Origin of the sequence: Rhodococcus sp. 15-2388-1-1a (genome assembly GCF_002259145.1) — a bacterium.
GTDB lineage: Bacteria > Actinomycetota > Actinomycetes > Mycobacteriales > Mycobacteriaceae > Rhodococcoides.
Genome location: NZ_NPFP01000051.1, coordinates 1 through 19256, shown reverse-complemented (window position 1 = coordinate 19256; position 19256 = coordinate 1). Strand labels below are relative to the sequence as shown.

The following is a 19256-nucleotide window of genomic DNA, read 5'->3' as shown; positions in this document are numbered from 1 at the left end:
TGTCCCGGTCCGGTCGCCCGCACTTACGAAGGAGATTGACCACCATGGCCGATACCGAAAACACCACCGAGCCGTCCGCTCAGCCGATCATCGAGTGGACCGACGACGAGGGCCGCAAGCACCACGCCGCCGAGGGCACGTTCGCTCACAAGGCGCACCTGGCCGAGGAAGAGCTGAAGGAGAGCAAGGCTGCAGCAGCAGCCGACGCGCCCGCCACCGACGCGGACCAAGGCGGCGATGCCGACGTCGCCAAGACCGACGCACCCGTTCCCGCGGCTCCCGCCGAGCTGACCTCGACACCCGGCGGTCGACCTGCCGGACCGCCGAAGGCCAGCGCGCCCAAGCCGTCCTGATGTCGGCTCGCCTGACCATCTTTCCGGGGCAGGTGCGCGAGCAGGTCACTGCCACCACCATCGAAGGGCGCATCGCAATCGCGACCGAGATCGTCGACGAGGCGCGTGAGGTTGCCCCGGTCGACACCGGCTACTTCGAGTCGGAGTTCCTGGTGGAGTACGAGGGTCAGCGGGTGTTCGCGGTGAACGCGGCCGACGACGCAAGCTACATCGAGTACGGCACTCTCGATACTCCGCCGGCGGCGGTGATGACCGATGCGGCGCGCTCGCACGGTAAGTACTCGGGTTGGACGCCGCGATGACGCCGAAGATACGGATTCCGTTCGCGCCCGGCGCGGTTCGTGAAGCGTTGCACGCCGACGCCGATCTGATCGAGCATGTTCCGAAGGAACTGATCACCACGCGCGACATTCCGGAGAACATCGTTCGGCCGTTCATCGTCATTCGTGGGGCCGGAACCAAGGGCGACGACCCGATGCTGCGCAAGCCGTTCGTGCAGATCGACGTCTTCGCTCCGCCTCCGGCGATCCTGCGGAGCGAGCCGCATCCGATCCTGGCCGATCCCGAGGAAGTTGCATGGGATCTGGCGGGGCTGTGCGGGGAGATCATCGGGCACACGACAGCCCGCCAGTTCCGAAACTGTTCGTGGAACGGCCGGTGGATCGACGGCCCCGGCAACGGACCGCAGATCGACAGGTCGCGCGGTGAGGACATGCCGCTCTATCGCCAGACGGTGCGAGTCGAACTGACCGTCACCATCCGAGAACACCCCACTTTCTGGTGGGCCTGAACTCCGGTCCGGGGTGTCCTGGCATGCGCCCCGGGCCGGACCCAATCATCGAGCTCACGGACGTGGGCCGAAACGCTGAAAGGAATCACCCGTGAGCAACCACGCCGATCCGAACCTTGCAGTCGTCTACCTCGACTGCGACTTCTACCGGGCACCCGCCGGTACTCTGCTCCCCACGAATCCGTTCGCCGACAACCCTGTCACCGGCACAGCGCCCGGCGTGGCATGGGATCCGTTCGGCGGTCTGCAGATGGGCTTCGATATGACGCCCTCGCAGGACATCAAGAAGCACCGAGTGATGAACTTCCGCAAGTCCGCCTACGGTGTGACGTCCTCGCCCCGCGACGACACTTTGAAGTTCAAGGCAACGGACCGCTCGAAGGCCACGTTCCTGACGATGCTCGAGGGTGGCGAGGTCATAGAGCTCAGCACCGGCAACTACGAGTACAAGAAGGGCAACGGTGAGGAATTCGCCGTGCTCGCGGTCTGCCGCGACATCACCGCGAACGCGTGGTTCTACTGCGAACGTACCCGCCTCGGTACCCCGCCGCCGCGCTCGTTCAAGGGTGAGGATCTCGACGGCTGGGAGTTCGAGCTCATCGCTCTGAACGAGGTCCGTGAGGGCGGCGACGCCAACCCGCTCGCCCCCTGATCCCACATCCCACCCCGCTAGGTAAGGAACCCGAATTCACATGCCAGAGAACAAGAGCAAGAACAAGGACCCCCGCCCCGTCGACACCGACGAGGCGGGGGTCACCCCACCGCCCGAGGAAACCGAGTCGGCCGACGGGACAGAACCGTTCGACCTCGAATCGGTACTCGCGGTCGGTGGTCCGCCGGTGCAGCTACCGATCACGTGGAACGACTACCGGCCGGTACCGATCGTGTTCGATGGACACGTCTATTCGGTGGGCCGCCGCTATTCGGCGAAGACCGTCCGCAAGTTCTTCGCGATGATGAGGAAGACGGGAGACGACGTCCCCGATCGAATCCTCGACATCGTGCTGACCGAGGGCGATCCGCAGCAGTTGTGGAAGGACCTCGGTGAGCTGTCGATGCCGGAGTCGAACAAGCTGTTCGCCACGATCTACAAGATCGCGGGCCTGATGAGTCTGTCGGGGAAATTCTTGGCGTCCTAGCCACCCTCGCCGACGAGGAAGGTTGGGACGCAGCACTTGCCGCCGTACGGGCGCATCACCATCTCGATCTCCGCGAGGCGATGGAGTCGATGCTGTACGCGGACCTGTGCGCGTTGGTTCATGACGCGCTCGCTCGCGACGATCAGCAGGGTCGGACGGACGAGAACATTGCGATGCTTCTCGACCGCGACAATTTCGAGCTCGATTCGTTGTACTCGCAGTGGACTACCGATCCGAATGATCCCGAAGTCAAGGCCTCAGCGGCCGATCGGAAGCGCCGCGGAATCAAGCCGTCGCCGCAGCCGCTCATCGCGCCGATCGCTCTCCGTCGGCCGGAGCTCCAGGAGATCTACATCAAGCAGTACGCCGAAGCGGTGCAACGGTATTCGACTCCCGAGCGTGATCGAAAGCTCTCCTTGGCCGACATCTTGAGAATGCGAAAGAGGTGATCTCGTGCCCGGTGGTCGGATAGACGTCGAAGTTGCAGTCAATGCACGCAACGCACCGGGCGATCTGCAGCGTGCTCTGAACCCGGCGCTGACGCAGGCGAAAGCGTTCGGCGGCGCGATGGGTCTGGCGATCGGTGGCGCTGCTGTCGCCGCCGGCGTCAAAGAGATCATCACCATCGGAAACGACTACACGACCACGATGAACACCCTGCAGGCTGTGACGCGGGCGACCGAGTCTCAGATGTCCGCTGCGGGGGATCGCGCGAAAGCCCTCGGCAACGACATTTCGCTGCCGGGTACGTCGGCGTCCGATGCTGCAGCGGCGATGACCGAGCTCGCCAAGGGCGGATTCTCGGTGCAGCAGTCGATGGATGCTGCGAAGGGCACGCTGCAGTTGGCGGCGGCCGCGCAGATCGATGCGGCCTCGGCGGCGACGATTCAGTCGCAGGCGCTGCAGTCGTTCGGTCTCAATGCCGACTACGCGGCGACGGTCTCCGATGTGCTCGCCAACTCGGCGAACGCGTCGTCGGCCGAGATCACCGACGTGGCAATGGGTCTCGCTCAGTCCGGTGCTGTCGCGAACCAGTTCGGGATGTCGATCGAGGACACCGCGGCCACCCTCGGCGTCCTCGCCAATGCGGGTATCCAGGGCTCCGACGCCGGCACACTGCTGAAGTCGACTCTGTTGGCGTTGACCGATCAGTCAAATCCGGCGCAGGGCGCGATCGAGGATCTCGGCCTGACGGTGTACAACGCGCAGGGCCAGTTCGTCGGTATGTCGGAATTGTTCCGTCAGCTCGACGAGGCTGCTGCGTCGATGTCTCCGGAGCTGTACCAGGCTGCGACCGCAACGCTGTTCGGGTCGGATGCGATGCGTCTGGCCGGTGTCGCGGCCGAGCAGGGACAGGCCGGCTACGACACGATGCGTACCGCTGTCGAGCGTCAGGGTGCGGCAGCAGAGGTTGCTGCTGCGAAGACGAAGGGACTGCCGGGCGCGATGGCGTCCGCGGGCAATGCCGCCGAAACTCTCGCGCTCGGCGTCTACGACCTCGTCGACGGACCGCTCGAAGACCTGATCACCAAGGGTGCCGAGTTCGTTACAAACACCACCCCCGGCCTGATCAACGGTCTCGAATCCGCAGGCCAGGCGATGGCCCCGGTGGCAGGATTCGTCGGCGACCTGGTCAGTGCTTTCACCGAGCTGCCCGGGCCGGTACAGGCCGTCGCCGTCGGTCTCGGTGCGCTCAAGTTCTCCGGTCTCGACGACTCCATCGGTGAACGGATCAGCGGCTGGCGTGACTCGATCACGGACTTCCGACGCGAGATGGGTGACCTGCAGATGGAGCAGGCCCTGTCCGGGATCTCCGACACCGACACCGCGAACCCGATCTCGGCTCTGACCGGCGACGCCGAGGATCTCGCGGGTGCGCTCGAGGAGAACGCGGAACCACTCTCGGAACTGGCAGCCGGCCTCGCCACGTTGGAGCGTCGCTCGCCGGCGGTCCGGAACATGGCCGAGGGCTACCGCGGTGTCACCGCCCGCACCCGCGAGTTCGCGAACCAGCAGCGGGCAGCCGCAGGCCAGTCGGGTGCACTGACGTCGGCGCTACGCAACGGTGCCGCGCGAGCCGCCCAGTTCGGCGGCGTCATCGGCGGCAGCGCCGTCGCAGGCCTGCGCGGTATGACGTCCGCGGCCAAGGGTGCGATCGGTGTGCTCGGCGGTCCGTGGATGGTCGGCATCATGGCCGCGACGTTCGCGGTCGGGAAGATCACGGCCGAGTACGCCGCGCTCGATGCGCAGCAGGAAGCGATCGACCAGTCATCGTCGGATGTCGCTGCGGCGCAACGCGATGTGGCGAAAGCCTTCCAGGAATCCCAGGGCGCTGTCTCGGACAACGTCCTCGGTGCCGTCGGGATGCAGATCGATTCGGTCCGCGAGAAGGCGAACACCCTCGCCGAGAACGGACCCGGCGCGTTCGGGATCTTCGCTGCCGCTGGTAGCGACATCAAGGGTTGGTTCTCCGGTGTCGCCGAGGCGGGCACCGACGCCATGCGGGCACAGGAGGACCTGGCGGAGCAGGGCGCGAAGACCGAATCCGGGTTCCGGAACCTCGGTAAGACGAACCAGGAAGTTGCTGCGGCACTGTCGGGTTCGGATGCCGAATACAACGCTGTCGCGAACAGCTTGCGCGGCATCGAGGACGGCGGATCCGAGGCGCTCGCTGTGTTGCAGCCACTTCGCGAGGAGTTCGTGAAGGCGCGGGAGACCGCGAAGAACACCTCGCCGGGATTCTTCGATCTGCGTGATGCGGTCAAGGTGCTCTCCGACGAGTCGTCGTCGGCGACGGACCGTATCAATGCGATGAAGACCGCGTTGGATGTGTTGTCGGGCAAACCGATTCCACTGTCCGATGCGTTGCAGACGTATAACGATCAGGTCCGGTCCACTGCCGAGGCCACGAAGGACGTCTGGGATGCGGCTCAGGGGTGGGGCGCTGAACTGATCGGGCAGGGCGGAGCCGTCAACACGGCGTCGTCCAATGGTTCTCGTCTGCGGGATTCGTTGCTGGCCATCAAGGATGCAACGATCACCGCTGCCGAGGCCGGTGCCGACATGGGCCCGATCTGGGCGTCGAATGACGCGCAGCTGCAGCAGTTGTCGATCTCTACCGGCGTCGCGGTGCAGGACCTGCAGCGCATGATCGAGGCCGAGGGCCTGATTCCGAAGAACATCGAACTGCTCGCGAGCCTGCGGGGCGCGGACACGGTCGAGCAGCAGATCGCCATTCTCAGTGGGTTGCTGGGCGCGGTGGGGCAGCCGGTCGATATTCCGATCGATGCTCTGACCGAGGATGCGAAGAACAAGATCCGTGAAGTCGGTGGCACCGTCGACACCGAGATCGACGGTAAGCCCGGCATCGTTCGGATCACGGCACCGAATCAGGAAGCCCTGGACGCGATTCGCGCGATCAACGACCAGGCGAACAATGCCACGCGGCCGCGCACCGCGGTGGTGACCTTCACCGTCGAGGAGAAGCGGGCGCAGCGTCAGTTCGGGATGTCCGACGCTGCATACGCCGATCTGGTCTCGCAGTTGCCCGGTCGTGCGACCGGTGGTGCGTTGGTCGGTCCGGGGACGGCGACGTCGGATTCGATGCTGATGTACACGCCGGGGTTCGGTGCGTGGCGTGGGTCGACCGGCGAGCATGTTCTCGACGCCGGTGATGTGCAGGCGATGGGTGGGCAGGAGAACGTCTACCGGTTCCGGCAGATGCTCGACATGAACGCTCTGCCGATGGAGGACCTGCTCAACGGGAACCTGGCGCTGCCGGGATTCGCCGAGGGCGGCGCACTGGACCGGGTGTTCGATCTCGGTCGCCGCGGCAACGGTAACCCGTACGGCTGGGGTGCGGCGACTGTGAGCGCGGCGGACTGCTCGGGCTGGGTTGCCATCCTGCAGAAGGCCGCGATGGGTCAGGGCGAGTCGGGCCGATTGGGCACGACGTATTCGCTGCTGGCCGGTGAGTGGCCGGGTCTGGTGCCGGGAACGACGGGACCGTTCGTCGTCGGCACCAACGAGGAGCACATGGCCGCGACGGTCACCAACAACGGCCAGTCGGTGAACTTCGAGTCCGGTGGCGCGAACGGCAACATGCAGATGGGTGGCGGTGCTGCGGGTGCGTTCGATGCGCAGTTCACCAACCAGTACTACCTGCCGTGGGAGTTGTTCGCCCCACCGTACGATCCGTCGACGTCGGGTGCTCCCGGTACTGCGGGGATCGAGGGCCTGGACTCCGTGAGCTCGTACACCACCTCGGGTGGTTCGCGGTCGAGGAAGGCGACGTGGGCGGAGAAGGACGAACTCGCGCTCGATTCGGCTCGGATCGCGATCACGCAGGCGGAGGAGGATCTCGCTGCGGCGTTGGGTAATCCGAAGAAGTCCGACGCCGACAAGGATCAGGCCCGATCGAAGGTCGACCGGGCGAAGCAGAAGGTGAAGGATCTCGAGGCGAAGAAGGAGGCGGCGGCGCGCGGGCTGAACGAGCCCCCGGCACCGCAGGCTCCGGAGCTGACGACGAATCTGTCCGACGAGGAGCTGTCGGCTCAGGACGCGCAGGCGGCAGTCGTCGAGGCCAACGCACGGCGTAACGAGGTCTACAACGATCCGGAGTCGACACCGGAGGAGAAGGCGGCGGCGGACCGGGCGCTGCAGCGCGCGCGCAATGCTGCGGCGAAGGAGTCCGCGGCAGGTGGTTCCGGATCCGGCACGGGTGCGTTGACGACGGCCGATCAGTGGTCGTCGGCGCTCGGTGGGATCGTCGGGGACTTCGTCACCGAGAACATCGCCGATGTGCTCGGTTATTACGAGGCCGACAACATGGGCCCGCTCGCGAAGGCCGGGGTGGCGCTGGTGTCGGGTCTGGCGGATCTGCAGAAGCAGCATCTTGAGGACAATGCGAGATTGCTCGATACCGCCAAGCCTGCGACCAGTGAAGAACTCGACGGTCAGTTGCCGGCCACGCCGGGCACTCCGGACTGGATCGAGCTGCTGGCGAAGGGGCTGGTGACGCCGACTCCGAAGTTGTTCGACACCGGTGGTCTGTGGAAGCACGGCGAGCTCGGTCTGAACATGTCGGGTCAGACCGAGGAAGTGTTGACCGGGTCGATGCGGACGTCGGTGGCGCAGGAGTTGGCGTTGGCGCGTGCGGAGCGGATGGCTCCGCAGCGGTCGGCTCCGGAACGGCGGGAGGCTCGGCAGATCACGGTCAATCAGTACGGGGCCGACCGCAATGAAGTTGCCAAGGGTGTCCGTCAGGCCGCGTACGAAGATGAGTGGCGGTCGCGAAGTGTTCGGTTGGGGGAGTCGTGACGTTCTTTCCGGAGGGCACCGCGAACGTGGTGATTGCGGGTCCTGGTGCCGTGGCTGATCTTCCGGAGCGGGCCTGGTATCTCTCCGAGCACCACCTCGTCGGTCGTGAGTCCGGCGGGGTGGTGCTCGCCGAGGGGTGGGCGGATTACGTCGAGCCCGAAGCCAAGCATCAGTGGTTCGAGACCGCGCGCGGTGACGGCGCGATCTGGCTGGGTGCGGTGATCGAACCGCGCCGGTTCAAGATCCCGGTGTACGTCCACAAGATTCACGGCTCGCACATCCACAAGGTCGAGGATTCGTTCTGGCAGGACATCTGGTACGAGTTTCAGTCTCGGCTGTACGTCAATTCCCCACGCGGGGTGAAGTATTGCGACTTTCGTCTCGATGCGATGCCGTCGGTCGAGCACGAGGTCGATCCGGTGTTCGAGGGCTTCCAGCCGTATCTGATCCCCGTCGTGGTGGAGAAGTCGTGGTGGATGGGTTTGCCGGAGGAGTTCGCGTGGGCGAACGGCCAGCCGGTGACGAAGAAGTCGCTCTACAACTCCGGTGACCGGAAGGCGATGCCGGTGATCACCATCAAAGGCCCGGGTGTGTTCCAGCTCCCGGACGGTGCCAGCGACAAGGTGGTGACCACTCCGAACCTCAAGCCGGGTGAGGTGGTGGTGATCCACACCGACATGTCGGTGCGCCCGAAGTCGAACATGCGCAACAACTTCTACGGCGACATGGGCGGACAACGGTTCCTCAAGGACAACGCGGTGCCGGGCCGTCGGCGGATGGACATGTCTCGTCTCAAGTGCATCGGCGGCAACGCCGCGTCGTCGGCGGTGTTCACGATCGAACCGAAATCACGGAGGCCGTTTTGACCGCACCGGTGCTCGACCCCGTGAATGTTCCGCTCGACTCGTGGTCGGCGGCGGCGTGGCGGGAGTTGCTCGACGAACCACCCCGGCGCGGGTCGGCGGCCGAGTTCAGTGTGGAAGTCTTCACTCCGCAGTTGGTGCCGCTGGGCATGGTCACCGACTACGGCGAGGCACGGTTCAAGAAGCAGCGCCGCGGTGTCGGCCCGGCGAAGGTACTGCTGCCGGGGTCCACGGAGTTCGCAGACCTGCTGATGAAGGCGGACACCACCGTCATCCCGGTGCGGATCACCTACAACGACGAGCACTACGACGGGTTCGTCGACACCGCGGTCCGCAAGGGCATCAAGGGAAACAAGACGATCACCGTCACCCTGGTGGACTCGAAGATCTTCCTCTCCTGCATCTACGCCTACCCGATGCCGATCCCCGGGTTCGAGGAGGTGCAGTTCCCGCCGGAGGATCTGTGGGTCGGACCCCTCAAGGGCGGCATCCACTGGTATTCCGGACGGAACTTCATCCGCCTGAAGTTCCGGACCGGCCAGTGCCCGGTGACGTTGCTGCCGTACGACTTCTTCTCCGATCGCTCGGAGTGGACGACGATGCAGGCTCGCATGGTCTCGCTCGAGGAATTGTTCGATCCGGTCCTCAAGGACTCGGACGTCATGATCGAGATGGGCTTCTTCATCAAGGGCCGGGACAAGCAGCCCTCCGATCGGGTGACTCTGCTGTCCTCGCAGGTGTGGATGCGGGTGGTCGACAGGCCGAAGTCCGGTGGCATCAACACCGGTGTCGCTCCGCTCGACGGCTTGGCGAACACGATCGCTCAGATGATCGCCGACGGTGTCGATTCGCTGATCGGCGGATTCCTGCCCGGGTTGGCCGAGCAGATCTCCACCCACCTGAAGCAGACCGAGATCCCGTCGTGCATCTGGACGGAGGACTCGCCGGGAATCATCGATGCAACGCTGGAAGTGACTCATCCACAGGCCTATTCGGTGATCGTCGGCGGTAAGAGTCCCACCTGGTTGAACAAGTTGCTGCAGCTCGCAATCGAGCAGGGCATCATCGCGTTGGCCACTGCGGCGCTGACGGCGCTGTCGATTCCGATCGGTGGTCTCGGCGGCATCATCGGCGCGGTCGCGGGCGCGTTGTCGACGATCCTCGACGACGTGTTCCTCGCGTTCATGAAGGCCACGAACTACAAGGCCAAGCGTGAGCTCGGCCCGCTGGCGCGCCCGGAGAAGTTCGTCAACGGTGGCTCGGCCGGGTACACGTTCTCGTCGAGGCAGCGTGCCGATCAGGGCATCTTCGATATCGCCGGTAAGCGTCGAGGCAAGGTGTCGATCATCGACTGGGCCCCGCATGCGGCGTTCCGTGACTTCGACATCGGTCACCTTGTCGGGTGGGAGGACGAGGGGGAGATGTTCACCGATCGGGTGGAGTCGATCGAGGTGGTCGACACCCGCGAAGACCGGGTGCTGGTGGACACCGTCATCGGTGACGACGAGCCGGAGAAGTCGCCGCAGCAGCGCAATCAGGAACGGTTCAAGCGACTGTTCTCGATGTTCAACGCCATGACCCTCGCAACGAACTAGGAGCTACCGCTATGCCGGACATCGTTCTGCCACACAACGTTTCGATCATCCCGCAGGAGACGAGCTACTGGTGCGGCCCTGCATCGTGTCAGGTCGCGTTCGACATCCGCGGCATCAACTCCACCGAAGCCGACCTCGCTCGCCAGCTCGGCACCACGCGCAACGGCACCAGCCACATCGGGCTGATCACCGACCTACTGAACCGAAACGTCCCCGCGGACTACATCACTCGGCAGATCCCCGGTAACGACGCCACGCAGGCGCAGAAGGATCTGCTGTGGCGCGACGTGCAGGCCTCGATCCTCGGCGGTTACGCAGTGATCTGCAACGTAATGGTGCCGCCGTCGAATTACCCGCGCGGCACCCGCGGTGAGAAGCCGGCCTACGCGGGCGGCATGGTCTATCACTACTTCACCGTGGTCGGATGCAATCCCGACACCCGTGAGGTGCTGATCGCCGACTCCGGGTTCCGCCCGTTCGAGTACTGGATGTCCGTCGATCAGCTCGCGTCGTGCATCGCCGGGAAGGGCTACACCGCAACGCCGAACGAGAAGCCGATCCAGCCGGCCCCGCCGGTGGACACGCGTTCGCCCGCGGACATCGAACTGTCGAAGCGATTCCAGTCCAGGTCGAAGTACCGCAGCAACGACGACGCGATCGACACTCTCGGAGGGTTCATCCTCAACATCGACGGCCGAATCCACGAGCGCGCCGTCGAGCGTCAGCGCGGAGAGCAGTAGTGGTCACCGCAGCGGCGATGCATCGCGCGTTCGACGGGGTCAACTCGGTCGGCCGGTACGCCGCCCTGGCCCCGTCGTTCAACGAGGCGATGCTGCTGGCCGGGATCACGAACCGCAACCGCGCGGTGATGTGGTTCGCCCAGCTCGGCCACGAGTCGATCGGGCTGTCGGTGTTCCGTGAGCTGTGGGACCCGACCCCCGATCAGCGCACGTACGACGGGCGCATGGGCAACGACCAGCCGGGCGACGGATTCCGCTATCGCGGCCGCGGTGCCATCCAGATGACCGGCAAGAACAACTACCGAGAGTGCTCGAAGTGGGCGCATGCCCGCGGTGCTGTCCCGACCCCGACGTACTTCCTCGACGACCCCGCGGCCGCCGAGCGTGACGAGTACCTCTTCCTGCCCGCTGTCTGGTACTGGACGACCCAACGAGACCTCAACGGCCTGTCCGACCGCCGCGACCTGGTCGGCGCGACGCGGGCCATCAACGGCGGCACCAACGGCCTCGCGGACCGTCAGCGCCGCTACGCCCTCTGCGACTCCATGGCCGACGCACTCCTACCCGAGAGGATCACCACCATGTCCTACGCCGACGACGAATTGACCAAGAAGTTCACGAGCCGGTCGAAGTACCGCACCACCGAAGATCCCATCGACACTCTCGCCGGCTTCGTGCTCAACACGGACGCCCGGATACACGAGGAGTTCGTCGAGCGCGAGGCGGCCAAGGGCCAGCAGTGGGCGATCGACCTGGTCCGCCGCGAGGCCGACAAGGGCGACGCCGGGGCGAAGGTCGCACTTGCGAAGGTGGGGAAGTGATGACCGACAACGTGATCGACATCATCACCCGCAACGTCACGGACGAGATCGCAACTCGGTTCGAGGGGTTGGTTGCTCAGTTGAACGCGGAGGCCCTCGCTGCGAAGGATCGTGCTGATGCACTGTTCGATCAGCTCGAGGCCGACGGGCAGCGCCGCATGGACGAGCTGTTCTCGAAGATCCCGGTCGCGGCTGTCATCACCGAGGACGGCGACTTCGATCCGGTGGGCTGGATCAAGGCGCAGGCAACCTCGCGTGCGTTGCGCACCCTGATCCAGGGTCTGCTCGCCGTGGCTGTCATGGCGGTTGGCAATGTCGTTGTTCAGGCGCTCACGCAGGGGACGCTGAACGTCTTCTCGTGGGACGACTGGAAAGTCGTGGGAACGTTGGCTGGCTCGGCTGCACTGGCATCCGGTATTGCCTACGTGCAGAACAAGTTCGGGATCAAGCCTCCGAAGGTGACGTGACTGCTCGGTCGGTCTCCGATCTGATCTTCTTCGCCAGATCGGTGACCGTGGTTCTGGGGTTGCTGGCTGTCGGTTACGGCGCGTTGACGTTCACGTTCGGTGCCGCGCTGTGGGATGGGCCGTCCCATGTGTACGGCACCGCGTTGACGGTCCCGTTCGCGCCGCAGTCGTGGGGTGTCGTGGCTGTCGTCGCGGGAGCTCTCGTGGTGGCGGGCCAGCTCGGGAGTCGGCATCGAGTGGTCGTCACGGGTGCAGCGGTGATGGTGTTGTGGTTCCTGTTCTTCGCGGTGTCGTTTCTGTTCGATGTCGTGAACTCGGGTGTGCCACTGGGTTCGCCCGGCATCCTGGTCTACACCTCACTGTGTGTGCTGATGGTGCTCCGGGTGACCGTTCATATTCCTGCGGTGCCGCGATGACGGCGCGCGCGGCCAAGGCTGCGCATCGGGTGATGGTGTTCGTTCTCGGTGGCCGCCGAGTCGTGTCCGGCTCGTGGCCGCTCTATCGAATCCTTGCCCTGATGTTGACGATCTCGGGTGTTCTGCAGCTGGCCACCGGGAAGGTGCCGGGATCGGTGACCGCGACGCAGTCTCCGGAGTGGACGGACGTCGCCTACATGTGGATGCAGTTGGTCGGCGGTGCGGCGATCCTGGTCTCGCTCACGGTGGGCCGGTCGAACTACTCCATCTCGCTGTACCTCGAACGTTTCGGTGCGGTGCTGGTGTTCGTGTCGAGCCTGGTGTATGTCCTGTCCGTTGTCGACTACAACTCGGGCCCGCCGACGTCGTCCGGGGTGTGGTTGGTGATCGGCTTCGGCCTGTACTGCGGATTTCGGGTCGTCGAGATAGCCCGGACCTTGCATGAGGTGTCCGGCCAGATGAAGAGGCGTCGATGACCCTTGCAACCTTGATCCAGCTCGTCATCACGGGTGGCCTCGCTGCGGCGATCACCTCGGTGGTGTCCTGGCTGAAGGATCGTCGTCGCAATGCGGCGGATACGAATCAGATCGTGCAGGGCATCTATGCGGGGTCGGTGAAGTTCGCCGACGACCAGCTCGACAAGGTCCGCGAAGATCTCGCTCTGTGTAACCGCAAGTGTGACGCCTTCTCCGACCTGGTGTTGCAGCTGATCGATCAGACGATGGATCAGCCGACCGCGTTGGCGCGGCACCGCGAAATCCAGCGGTGGCAGACCGCGCGCTGACGCGGCTGTCTCTGCCCCCACTGACCCTTGTGCGGTGCCGCGTGTCGGTGCCGCTTCTACTGTGCCCCGAGAGAGGTCCCGATGGCTGGCTTCAATTTCGAGTTGCCGATGACCCTGAAGCTGCGGCTTCATGACGAGTGGAACATCCGCACGACGGGCCGGGGTATCGCCGAGATCGAGGGCGGCGAGATGGATGTCGATGTCCTCGCCTACAAGGGTGACCCCGGCGACGCAGGGCGCGACGGCACACCGGTGCAGATTCATCGGGCGCAGATCCCGGCCGACATACCGGCGATCGGGTCGCTGTCTCCGGAGTGGATCGGCCACGGCTGGCGGGTCGACGGCTCCCGCGACGTGAAGATGGTCGTCGAGGAGTACCCGGGCGGCCCGGTCAAGTTCGACACGCTCACCAACTACCTTGGAGACAAGGGCGACACGGGCGCTGTCCCGACGTTGGCAGTGCGGTCGGTGACCTCGACGACCGAAGGCAACGGGTCGGTGGAGTTCGAGGAGATCTCGCCGGGTGCCTACGCCGCCGACTTCGTGTTGCGCAAGGGCGACACCGGTGCGCCGTCGACGGTGCCCGGTCCCGCTGCTGCGGTCGAGGCGGCCACCGACTACGAGGACGACGACACCGCGGCGGTCACCGGCGATGTGCTGGCGAAGCGGTCCGACGGCAAGTGGGGTCCCCGCAAGATCTTCCAATCGCCCGGTGTCTACAAGAAGGCAGGCTCGGCCGAGGATTGGCTCGCGGTGAACTCGGGCAACGGGTGGGCCGGGGAATATGTCTCGATCGTGACGATGCCGATGCCGGCGCAGCCGTTTGCGTGGGAGCCGGAGGTCGACGGCATGGTCGAGTTCTTCACCACTGCCAACGTCCGGATCGACTTGGAGTGCCGCCTCGGCGCGGTGGCCGGGCCTCTGCTTGCCCGTGGTCCGGCGATCGCAATCACCGCCTTCCAGAACCAGTGGATCCCACGTGTGCTCTCGCGCGCGGCGGAGGAAACGATCTCCGTCCCGACGTCCTCGTCGACGATCGTCCCGAAGAACACCGCGGTGAACATCTTCCTGATCGCCCGCAAGATCGAGACGACGGCCCAGACCCGCCTCGAGACCCGCAAGGAACGCGCCTACCTTCGGGTCCGCCCGATCCCGGTTCCGGTGTAGGCCTGTGCCCGAATACTTCGACCCGAAGAACCCGGACATCGGGTACAACGGGCGAGACCAGGACAAGCCCACGGGTATTCAGATCGGCAACTCCGAGACCCTCCGTGCCCTCGGTGGCGTCCTCGCCGGGGACCAGGGTTTCGAGAACACTCCGGATGCGCAGGACCGCGAGTACACCGCGCAGGTGCTCACTGCCGGATTGTCGGCGCGTGTGCAGACGCTCGAAGGCAAGATGGCCGAGGGTGCCGAGTATTCGGACAACTTCAACCGCATCAACGCATCGACGCTCGGGTCACCGAACCCGGGTGTGATTCCGGTGTGGCAGCAGTTCGGTGACGGGCAGCCGTTGGAGATCATCGACCAGGCCGCGCAGCTCAACCAGTCGGCCCCGTTCAATCTGGTCGACGACGGCACCCGATTCGCGTTGTGTCCACAGGCGGCGTCGATGTCGGACTATTCGATCGTCGCGATCGTGCACCCGCTCCCGAAGTCAGGGAAGATCGCCACCCGCGCCCGTACGGTCATCTATGGTCGCTGCAACGCGGCCGGCACCGAGGGCGTGTATGTCGACTTCTGGGGTGGGCATTGTGAGCTCGGCCGGTTCACGCGGTCGGGCAACACGGTCAGTCGATCGCAGTGGAAGGCGAACGAGGAACGGTCGTACAACCTTTCGTCCACAGTGGAACTGCGGATGAAGGACACCCTGTACGTGGTGGTGGTCGATGGCGTCGAGCTGATCGTCCACGACGATGTGTCGGGCTTCCCGGTCGACGGGAATCACCGCTACTCGATGTTCTCGTGTATGACGTGGACTGGGTTCTTTGGTGCCACACCGGAGTTCTCGGCGGGTCTGACAGGGTTCGCCATTCGCGGCACCAACTTGACGGCGATCGCGCAGGCGACAGCGACAGCGGAAAATGCCGCCGCCGCTGCTGGTGCGGTGCTCGGCATCGCGGAGAACGCGGATGCCAAGGCGACGTTGGCGCAGGAGACTGCCGAGGCCGCGCAGGACGCGGTGCAGGATGCCCTCGATGGTGCGCAGCAGCAGGGCAAGGAGTGGATGGTTGCGTCCGGTGGTGTCGTACTCGGCCGCAACGAGGTCAACATCGGACCGGTGATCGTCGTCCCGACTGGCCGTGATTTCCGCGTCACGTCGATTACCTACGGAATGGAGTCGAATACCGGCACTCTGACGATCCAGTTGGTGAAGGTCTCACCGACCCGAGTGTCGACGGTCATTCACACCGCGAACATCGCGACTGGGGTGGTGGAGGCTCAGTTCACGAACCTCAACATCCCTATCGAGAACGGATGTCGGTACGCGTGCAACGTCACGTCCATCTCGGCCACGGCGTCCGTCCTGCTGTGTTCGGTGGATGGAGCGCTGCTGTGAGCTTCCTGCTGCGCCGTACCAAGCGCGCGGTGGCTGGGTGGTACGACTCGTTCGATCGTCCGAACGAAGATCCGATCCAGCCGCCGTGGCAGTTCTGGGGCGACGCAGCGAGTTACGCGTTGGTCGGCAACCGGCTCAGGCTGGCAGCCGAGGGTGCGCCCGCGCGCGGAGGCAACGCCAACGGCGGTGTCGCGTACGAGCATCAACCGCTCACAGAGAATTGGGGGTACGAGTTCGTCCGCGCACCGATCGGAACTACCTCCACGAGCAGCTCGAACGAGACGCGCCAGAACGTCTTCATGGACAAGAACTGGACCGAAGGCGGTGCAGCATCGTCGACCGTCTTTCAGGTGTGGCTCGACCTTACCGCCGACTACGACGAAGACGAGGACGAGGAAGGCAACGTCAAGAAAAGCATGACGCGCTACGTCCAGTTCCGAACCCGCGAAAAAACTGGCTCGATCTGGGAAAACCGTTCTATCGGCAGTGACACGCTGTCGGTTGCGGCGACGGCATGGGCGGCTGCGTTGCATATCCGAGTCCACGTCTATGAGGACCGCTACATGATCGGGTGGATCAACGGATCGCCCGAACTTCTGCTCGATGTCTACGATCCGAATTATCGGTTCGGGCCGCGTAAACGTGCCGCCAATTTCGCTCAGGTCAGTGGCCTGGTGGCATCGATAGACGACTTCAAGACCTACGACCTTCCGGGAAGTCCGCTACGAAAGAACTGGATATCGACGTTCTTCGACGACTTCGAGCGCACCAATTCCACCACCGTGGGGAATGGGTGGACGCAGTTTTCGGGGGGCAACTTCGGCGTCTATCAGGGCGCTCTGTCGATGAACAGTCCCTTCGCTGGATCGGATGGCTATCGGCAGATACGCCGAGACGCAGGCACCGGGGACGTGCGGTTGGAATTCGTCTTCGGTGGCGGTACCGGTGATTTCAATCTGACTGCACGCTCGGCGATTTTGGGTCGGATGACGGCCGACGGTCGGCAGGGAATAGCTGCGAGGGTGCACGAGCAGGTGATACAGATCAACGGGTTCACCTGGGGTGGTGCCGCCACCGCGCCGACGTTCGAGGGCCCGTCGGTCTTGATCAACAATCCGTTCGGGACTGCCCTGGTCAAGGGGCACAAATTCTCCTTCAACATCTCGGGCGACTGTGCCTGGATTCGAAACGAGACACTCGATCGACTGACGTACTTTCGCGATGGGATCAACGCTCTCGCGTCTCCGAGCAACACCTATGTGGGTGCATTCATCACCCGCTATACGTTCGCCAATTCGGTTCCCGTCAACGAGATCCGTGTTCTGGTCTGACCTTCACGTTCGGTGAGAGAAAAGGAATGGGTGTACTTCTATGACATCTCCTGTGTTGCAGTACGGGCGTGTGGAGGATTGGATCGGCGGGCTCGTGATGGATGGCCTCGATTCCGACGACCTTCCCGACGACGTGGCGCTGACGGGGTCGGTGAAGTTGGAGCCGATGCTCGCTGAGTCGGCTGGTGGGATTCGGGTGCCGACGATGCCGAAGTGGTTGTCGGTGCAGCCGGTCACGTGCCAGTACGTCAACGGTCGACTGACTCATCGCGGGTTGCCGTACGTGATGCTGCTCGCGCCGAACGAGGCGACGAATCCGACGAACTGGAAGTGGCAGGCCTCGTTCGATCTGCGACTGAACGGTGCGCAGGTGGTGCGGAAGCAGTTCGCGTTCGTGCTCCCGGTCTACGATCCGGACGCGGCGTTGGTCGCGGGCCGTAATCCGACGATCGTCAATCTGACGACGGTGCAGCCGGTGAACGTGCCGGGTTCGGGCACTGGTGTGGTGCAGGGCCCGGCCGGGTTCTCGCTCTCGGGTGTCGAGATCGTCGAGGACGGGATCCAGTTCTATCGCGAGGCTCCGGGCGAGCCGGGTGGTCAGGTGCCGGTCGGTGTTCCTGTGCCGTTGCCGGCGGGCAGTGGGGAGGTGCCGGCCGATTCGATCGACGCGGCGAAGTTGGCACCGGCGTTGCGCGAGAAGGTGGAGTCGGCGATCACCGACACCGAGGCGGACGAGCGCTACACCCCGGTGCTGACGGCGGATGTGTCGCGGCCTGGTCTCTATTTTTTTAGCGGTGCGGCTGCTGATGGTGAGTTGGCGGCCGCGAGCAGTGTCTACAGGTCTGCGGCGTTGGCGTCGGGTTCGTCGCGGCTGAAGCTGTTGGCGTTGATGGACTCGACCGGTGACGGGTTCGGCAATCCTGGTGGTCCGGATCAGTGGTCGAAGGTGTGGCCGCTGAAATTGGCCGAGTTGCTGCGCACGCATCTGGGTCGTCCGGCCGGTGGCCGTGGGTGGGTGCCGGTCTCGAACCCGCTCGCCCCCGGCTCGTACGTGTGGCGTCCCTCGACGCTGCTGCCGACGACGGCGACGGCGACGGACCCGTTGGGTTCGCAGATCGGCATCCCGGGCTCGCTGTGGCTCCAACGCGGGCACGCGACGAATGTCGACGAGGTGCGCTGGACCCTTTCGGCCGGTGTGACGTCGGTCGATGTGGTGCACACCGGGTACGGGGCGTCGGACAACGGTCTGGTGATCACCGCGGCGAACACCGCGGCGTCGGTGACGAAGAACTCGATCGGCGATCGTGTGGTCACGCGCATCACGAACCCGGGCGCGACGATCGATGTGCATGGCGCGCCCGGTGTCGGTCTCGCCGCGCTCGGCATCGTCGAGTACGTCGGCGACGAGAACGCCGGGGTGACGATGTGGAATCTCTCGCAGGGGTCGATGGCCGCGCACGAGTACGCGGCGTGGATCACCGACGGCGCGTTCTCGCTGCGGCCGATGATCGGCTCCTACGCCCCCCACGTGGCGTTGGTGTGCCTCGGCGCGAACGACTACTCGCGGGCCCGGACGACGACGCAGGTGACCACGGCGCTCGAGACGATCCGGTCGAGCATCGCCTCGGTCTCTCCGGGCACAGTCACGGTGTTCGTGTTGCGGCCGGTCGACCCGGCGATGACGACCGAGCAGGCCCCGACGGCGACGTGGGCGCAGTTCTGCACGGCGATCCAGTCCTACGCCGCGGGGGTGGGTGCTCCGGTGCTCGATCTGCGGTCCTCGGTTCCGGCGTCCGGTGGTGGGTTGTATCTCGGCGACAAGGTCCATTGGACCGAGGCCGGCCAGAATGCGGCGGCGGCCGCCGCTCTCGACTACATGAAAGTAGGTGTCTGACATGGCTGACGCGATTGTCACGGTCGATGAATCGTCGACGCTCCCGGAGTCGGTGCGGACGAAGCTCGAGGAGGGTCTCGACACACGTTATGCCCCCGGTGGCAACGCCCTCTCGGTGGCCGCGTTCGGGGTCGATCCAGCCCAGACCGCAGGCACCAACACGCCGCTATTTCAGGCTGCGATC

20 protein-coding genes are annotated in these 19256 nt (G+C 64.8%); all 20 read left to right on the top strand.

Annotated features, from left to right (window positions below; all coding sequences use genetic code 11):
* The first annotated feature begins 44 nt into the window (after positions 1 to 44).
* On the top strand, positions 45 to 353 hold the full coding sequence (locus CH302_RS27610; protein ID WP_094650195.1) for a hypothetical protein: 309 nt from the start codon (positions 45 to 47) through the stop codon (positions 351 to 353).
* Positions 353 to 655: an HK97 gp10 family phage protein gene (locus tag CH302_RS27605; protein ID WP_094650193.1), complete on the top strand. Its 303-nt coding sequence runs from the start codon at positions 353 to 355 to the stop codon at positions 653 to 655. The genes CH302_RS27610 and CH302_RS27605 overlap by 1 nt, the downstream gene beginning before the upstream one ends.
* Positions 652 to 1143 carry a hypothetical protein gene (locus CH302_RS27600; RefSeq protein WP_094650277.1) on the top strand — a complete coding sequence of 164 codons (492 nt, stop codon included), beginning with the start codon at positions 652 to 654 and terminating at the stop codon, positions 1141 to 1143. The genes CH302_RS27605 and CH302_RS27600 overlap by 4 nt, the downstream gene beginning before the upstream one ends.
* A gap of 91 nt (positions 1144 to 1234) precedes the next feature.
* On the top strand, positions 1235 to 1795 hold the full coding sequence (locus CH302_RS27595; protein ID WP_045194755.1) for a hypothetical protein: 561 nt from the start codon (positions 1235 to 1237) through the stop codon (positions 1793 to 1795).
* 40 nt (positions 1796 to 1835) lie between these two features.
* Positions 1836 to 2282 carry a hypothetical protein gene (locus CH302_RS27590; RefSeq protein ID WP_094650191.1) on the top strand — a complete coding sequence of 149 codons (447 nt, stop codon included), beginning with the start codon at positions 1836 to 1838 and terminating at the stop codon, positions 2280 to 2282.
* An 89-nt stretch (positions 2283 to 2371) separates the two neighbouring features.
* Positions 2372 to 2731 (top strand): hypothetical protein, encoded by a 360-nt coding sequence (locus tag CH302_RS27585; RefSeq protein WP_141216746.1) that lies wholly within the window; start codon positions 2372 to 2374, stop codon positions 2729 to 2731.
* Positions 2732 to 2735: 4 nt separating this feature from the next.
* Complete coding sequence (locus CH302_RS31025; protein WP_441347081.1) at positions 2736 to 7601, top strand: phage tail tape measure protein; 4866 nt, start codon at positions 2736 to 2738, stop codon at positions 7599 to 7601.
* Positions 7598 to 8467, top strand: a complete 870-nt coding sequence (locus CH302_RS27575) for a hypothetical protein (RefSeq protein ID WP_094650187.1) — start codon at positions 7598 to 7600, stop codon at positions 8465 to 8467. Before CH302_RS31025 ends, CH302_RS27575 begins: the two co-directional genes overlap by 4 nt.
* Positions 8464 to 10059 carry a Gp37-like protein gene (locus tag CH302_RS27570; protein WP_094650185.1) on the top strand — a complete coding sequence of 532 codons (1596 nt, stop codon included), beginning with the start codon at positions 8464 to 8466 and terminating at the stop codon, positions 10057 to 10059. The genes CH302_RS27575 and CH302_RS27570 overlap by 4 nt, the downstream gene beginning before the upstream one ends.
* Before the next feature lie 11 nt (positions 10060 to 10070).
* Positions 10071 to 10799 (top strand): C39 family peptidase, encoded by a 729-nt coding sequence (locus tag CH302_RS27565; RefSeq protein WP_094650183.1) that lies wholly within the window; start codon positions 10071 to 10073, stop codon positions 10797 to 10799.
* Positions 10799 to 11620, top strand: a complete 822-nt coding sequence (locus CH302_RS27560) for a glycoside hydrolase family 19 protein (RefSeq protein ID WP_094650181.1) — start codon at positions 10799 to 10801, stop codon at positions 11618 to 11620. The genes CH302_RS27565 and CH302_RS27560 overlap by 1 nt, the downstream gene beginning before the upstream one ends.
* Positions 11620 to 12087: a hypothetical protein gene (locus CH302_RS27555; RefSeq protein WP_094650179.1), complete on the top strand. Its 468-nt coding sequence runs from the start codon at positions 11620 to 11622 to the stop codon at positions 12085 to 12087. The genes CH302_RS27560 and CH302_RS27555 overlap by 1 nt, the downstream gene beginning before the upstream one ends.
* Positions 12084 to 12503, top strand: a complete 420-nt coding sequence (locus CH302_RS27550; RefSeq protein WP_094650177.1) for a hypothetical protein — start codon at positions 12084 to 12086, stop codon at positions 12501 to 12503. The genes CH302_RS27555 and CH302_RS27550 overlap by 4 nt, the downstream gene beginning before the upstream one ends.
* The gene (locus CH302_RS27545; protein ID WP_094650175.1) at positions 12500 to 12979 is read left to right on the top strand and encodes a hypothetical protein; all 480 of its coding nucleotides are present in this window, start codon (positions 12500 to 12502) and stop codon (positions 12977 to 12979) included. The genes CH302_RS27550 and CH302_RS27545 overlap by 4 nt, the downstream gene beginning before the upstream one ends.
* Complete coding sequence (locus CH302_RS27540; RefSeq protein ID WP_141216745.1) at positions 12976 to 13287, top strand: hypothetical protein; 312 nt, start codon at positions 12976 to 12978, stop codon at positions 13285 to 13287. Before CH302_RS27545 ends, CH302_RS27540 begins: the two co-directional genes overlap by 4 nt.
* A gap of 81 nt (positions 13288 to 13368) precedes the next feature.
* The gene (locus tag CH302_RS27535) at positions 13369 to 14454 is read left to right on the top strand and encodes a hypothetical protein (RefSeq protein WP_094650171.1); all 1086 of its coding nucleotides are present in this window, start codon (positions 13369 to 13371) and stop codon (positions 14452 to 14454) included.
* Between the two features lie 4 nt (positions 14455 to 14458).
* Entirely contained in the window at positions 14459 to 15847 is a 1389-nt protein-coding gene (locus CH302_RS27530; RefSeq protein WP_094650169.1) for a hypothetical protein, read from the top strand.
* Complete coding sequence (locus tag CH302_RS27525) at positions 15778 to 17178, top strand: DUF7257 domain-containing protein (protein WP_176460794.1); 1401 nt, start codon at positions 15778 to 15780, stop codon at positions 17176 to 17178. Before CH302_RS27530 ends, CH302_RS27525 begins: the two co-directional genes overlap by 70 nt.
* A gap of 40 nt (positions 17179 to 17218) precedes the next feature.
* Positions 17219 to 19072 (top strand): SGNH/GDSL hydrolase family protein, encoded by a 1854-nt coding sequence (locus tag CH302_RS27520; protein ID WP_094650165.1) that lies wholly within the window; start codon positions 17219 to 17221, stop codon positions 19070 to 19072.
* A gap of 1 nt (position 19073) precedes the next feature.
* Positions 19074 to 19256, top strand: a 183-nt coding sequence (locus tag CH302_RS27515; RefSeq protein WP_141216744.1) for a hypothetical protein, incomplete at its 3' end; no start/stop codon positions are given.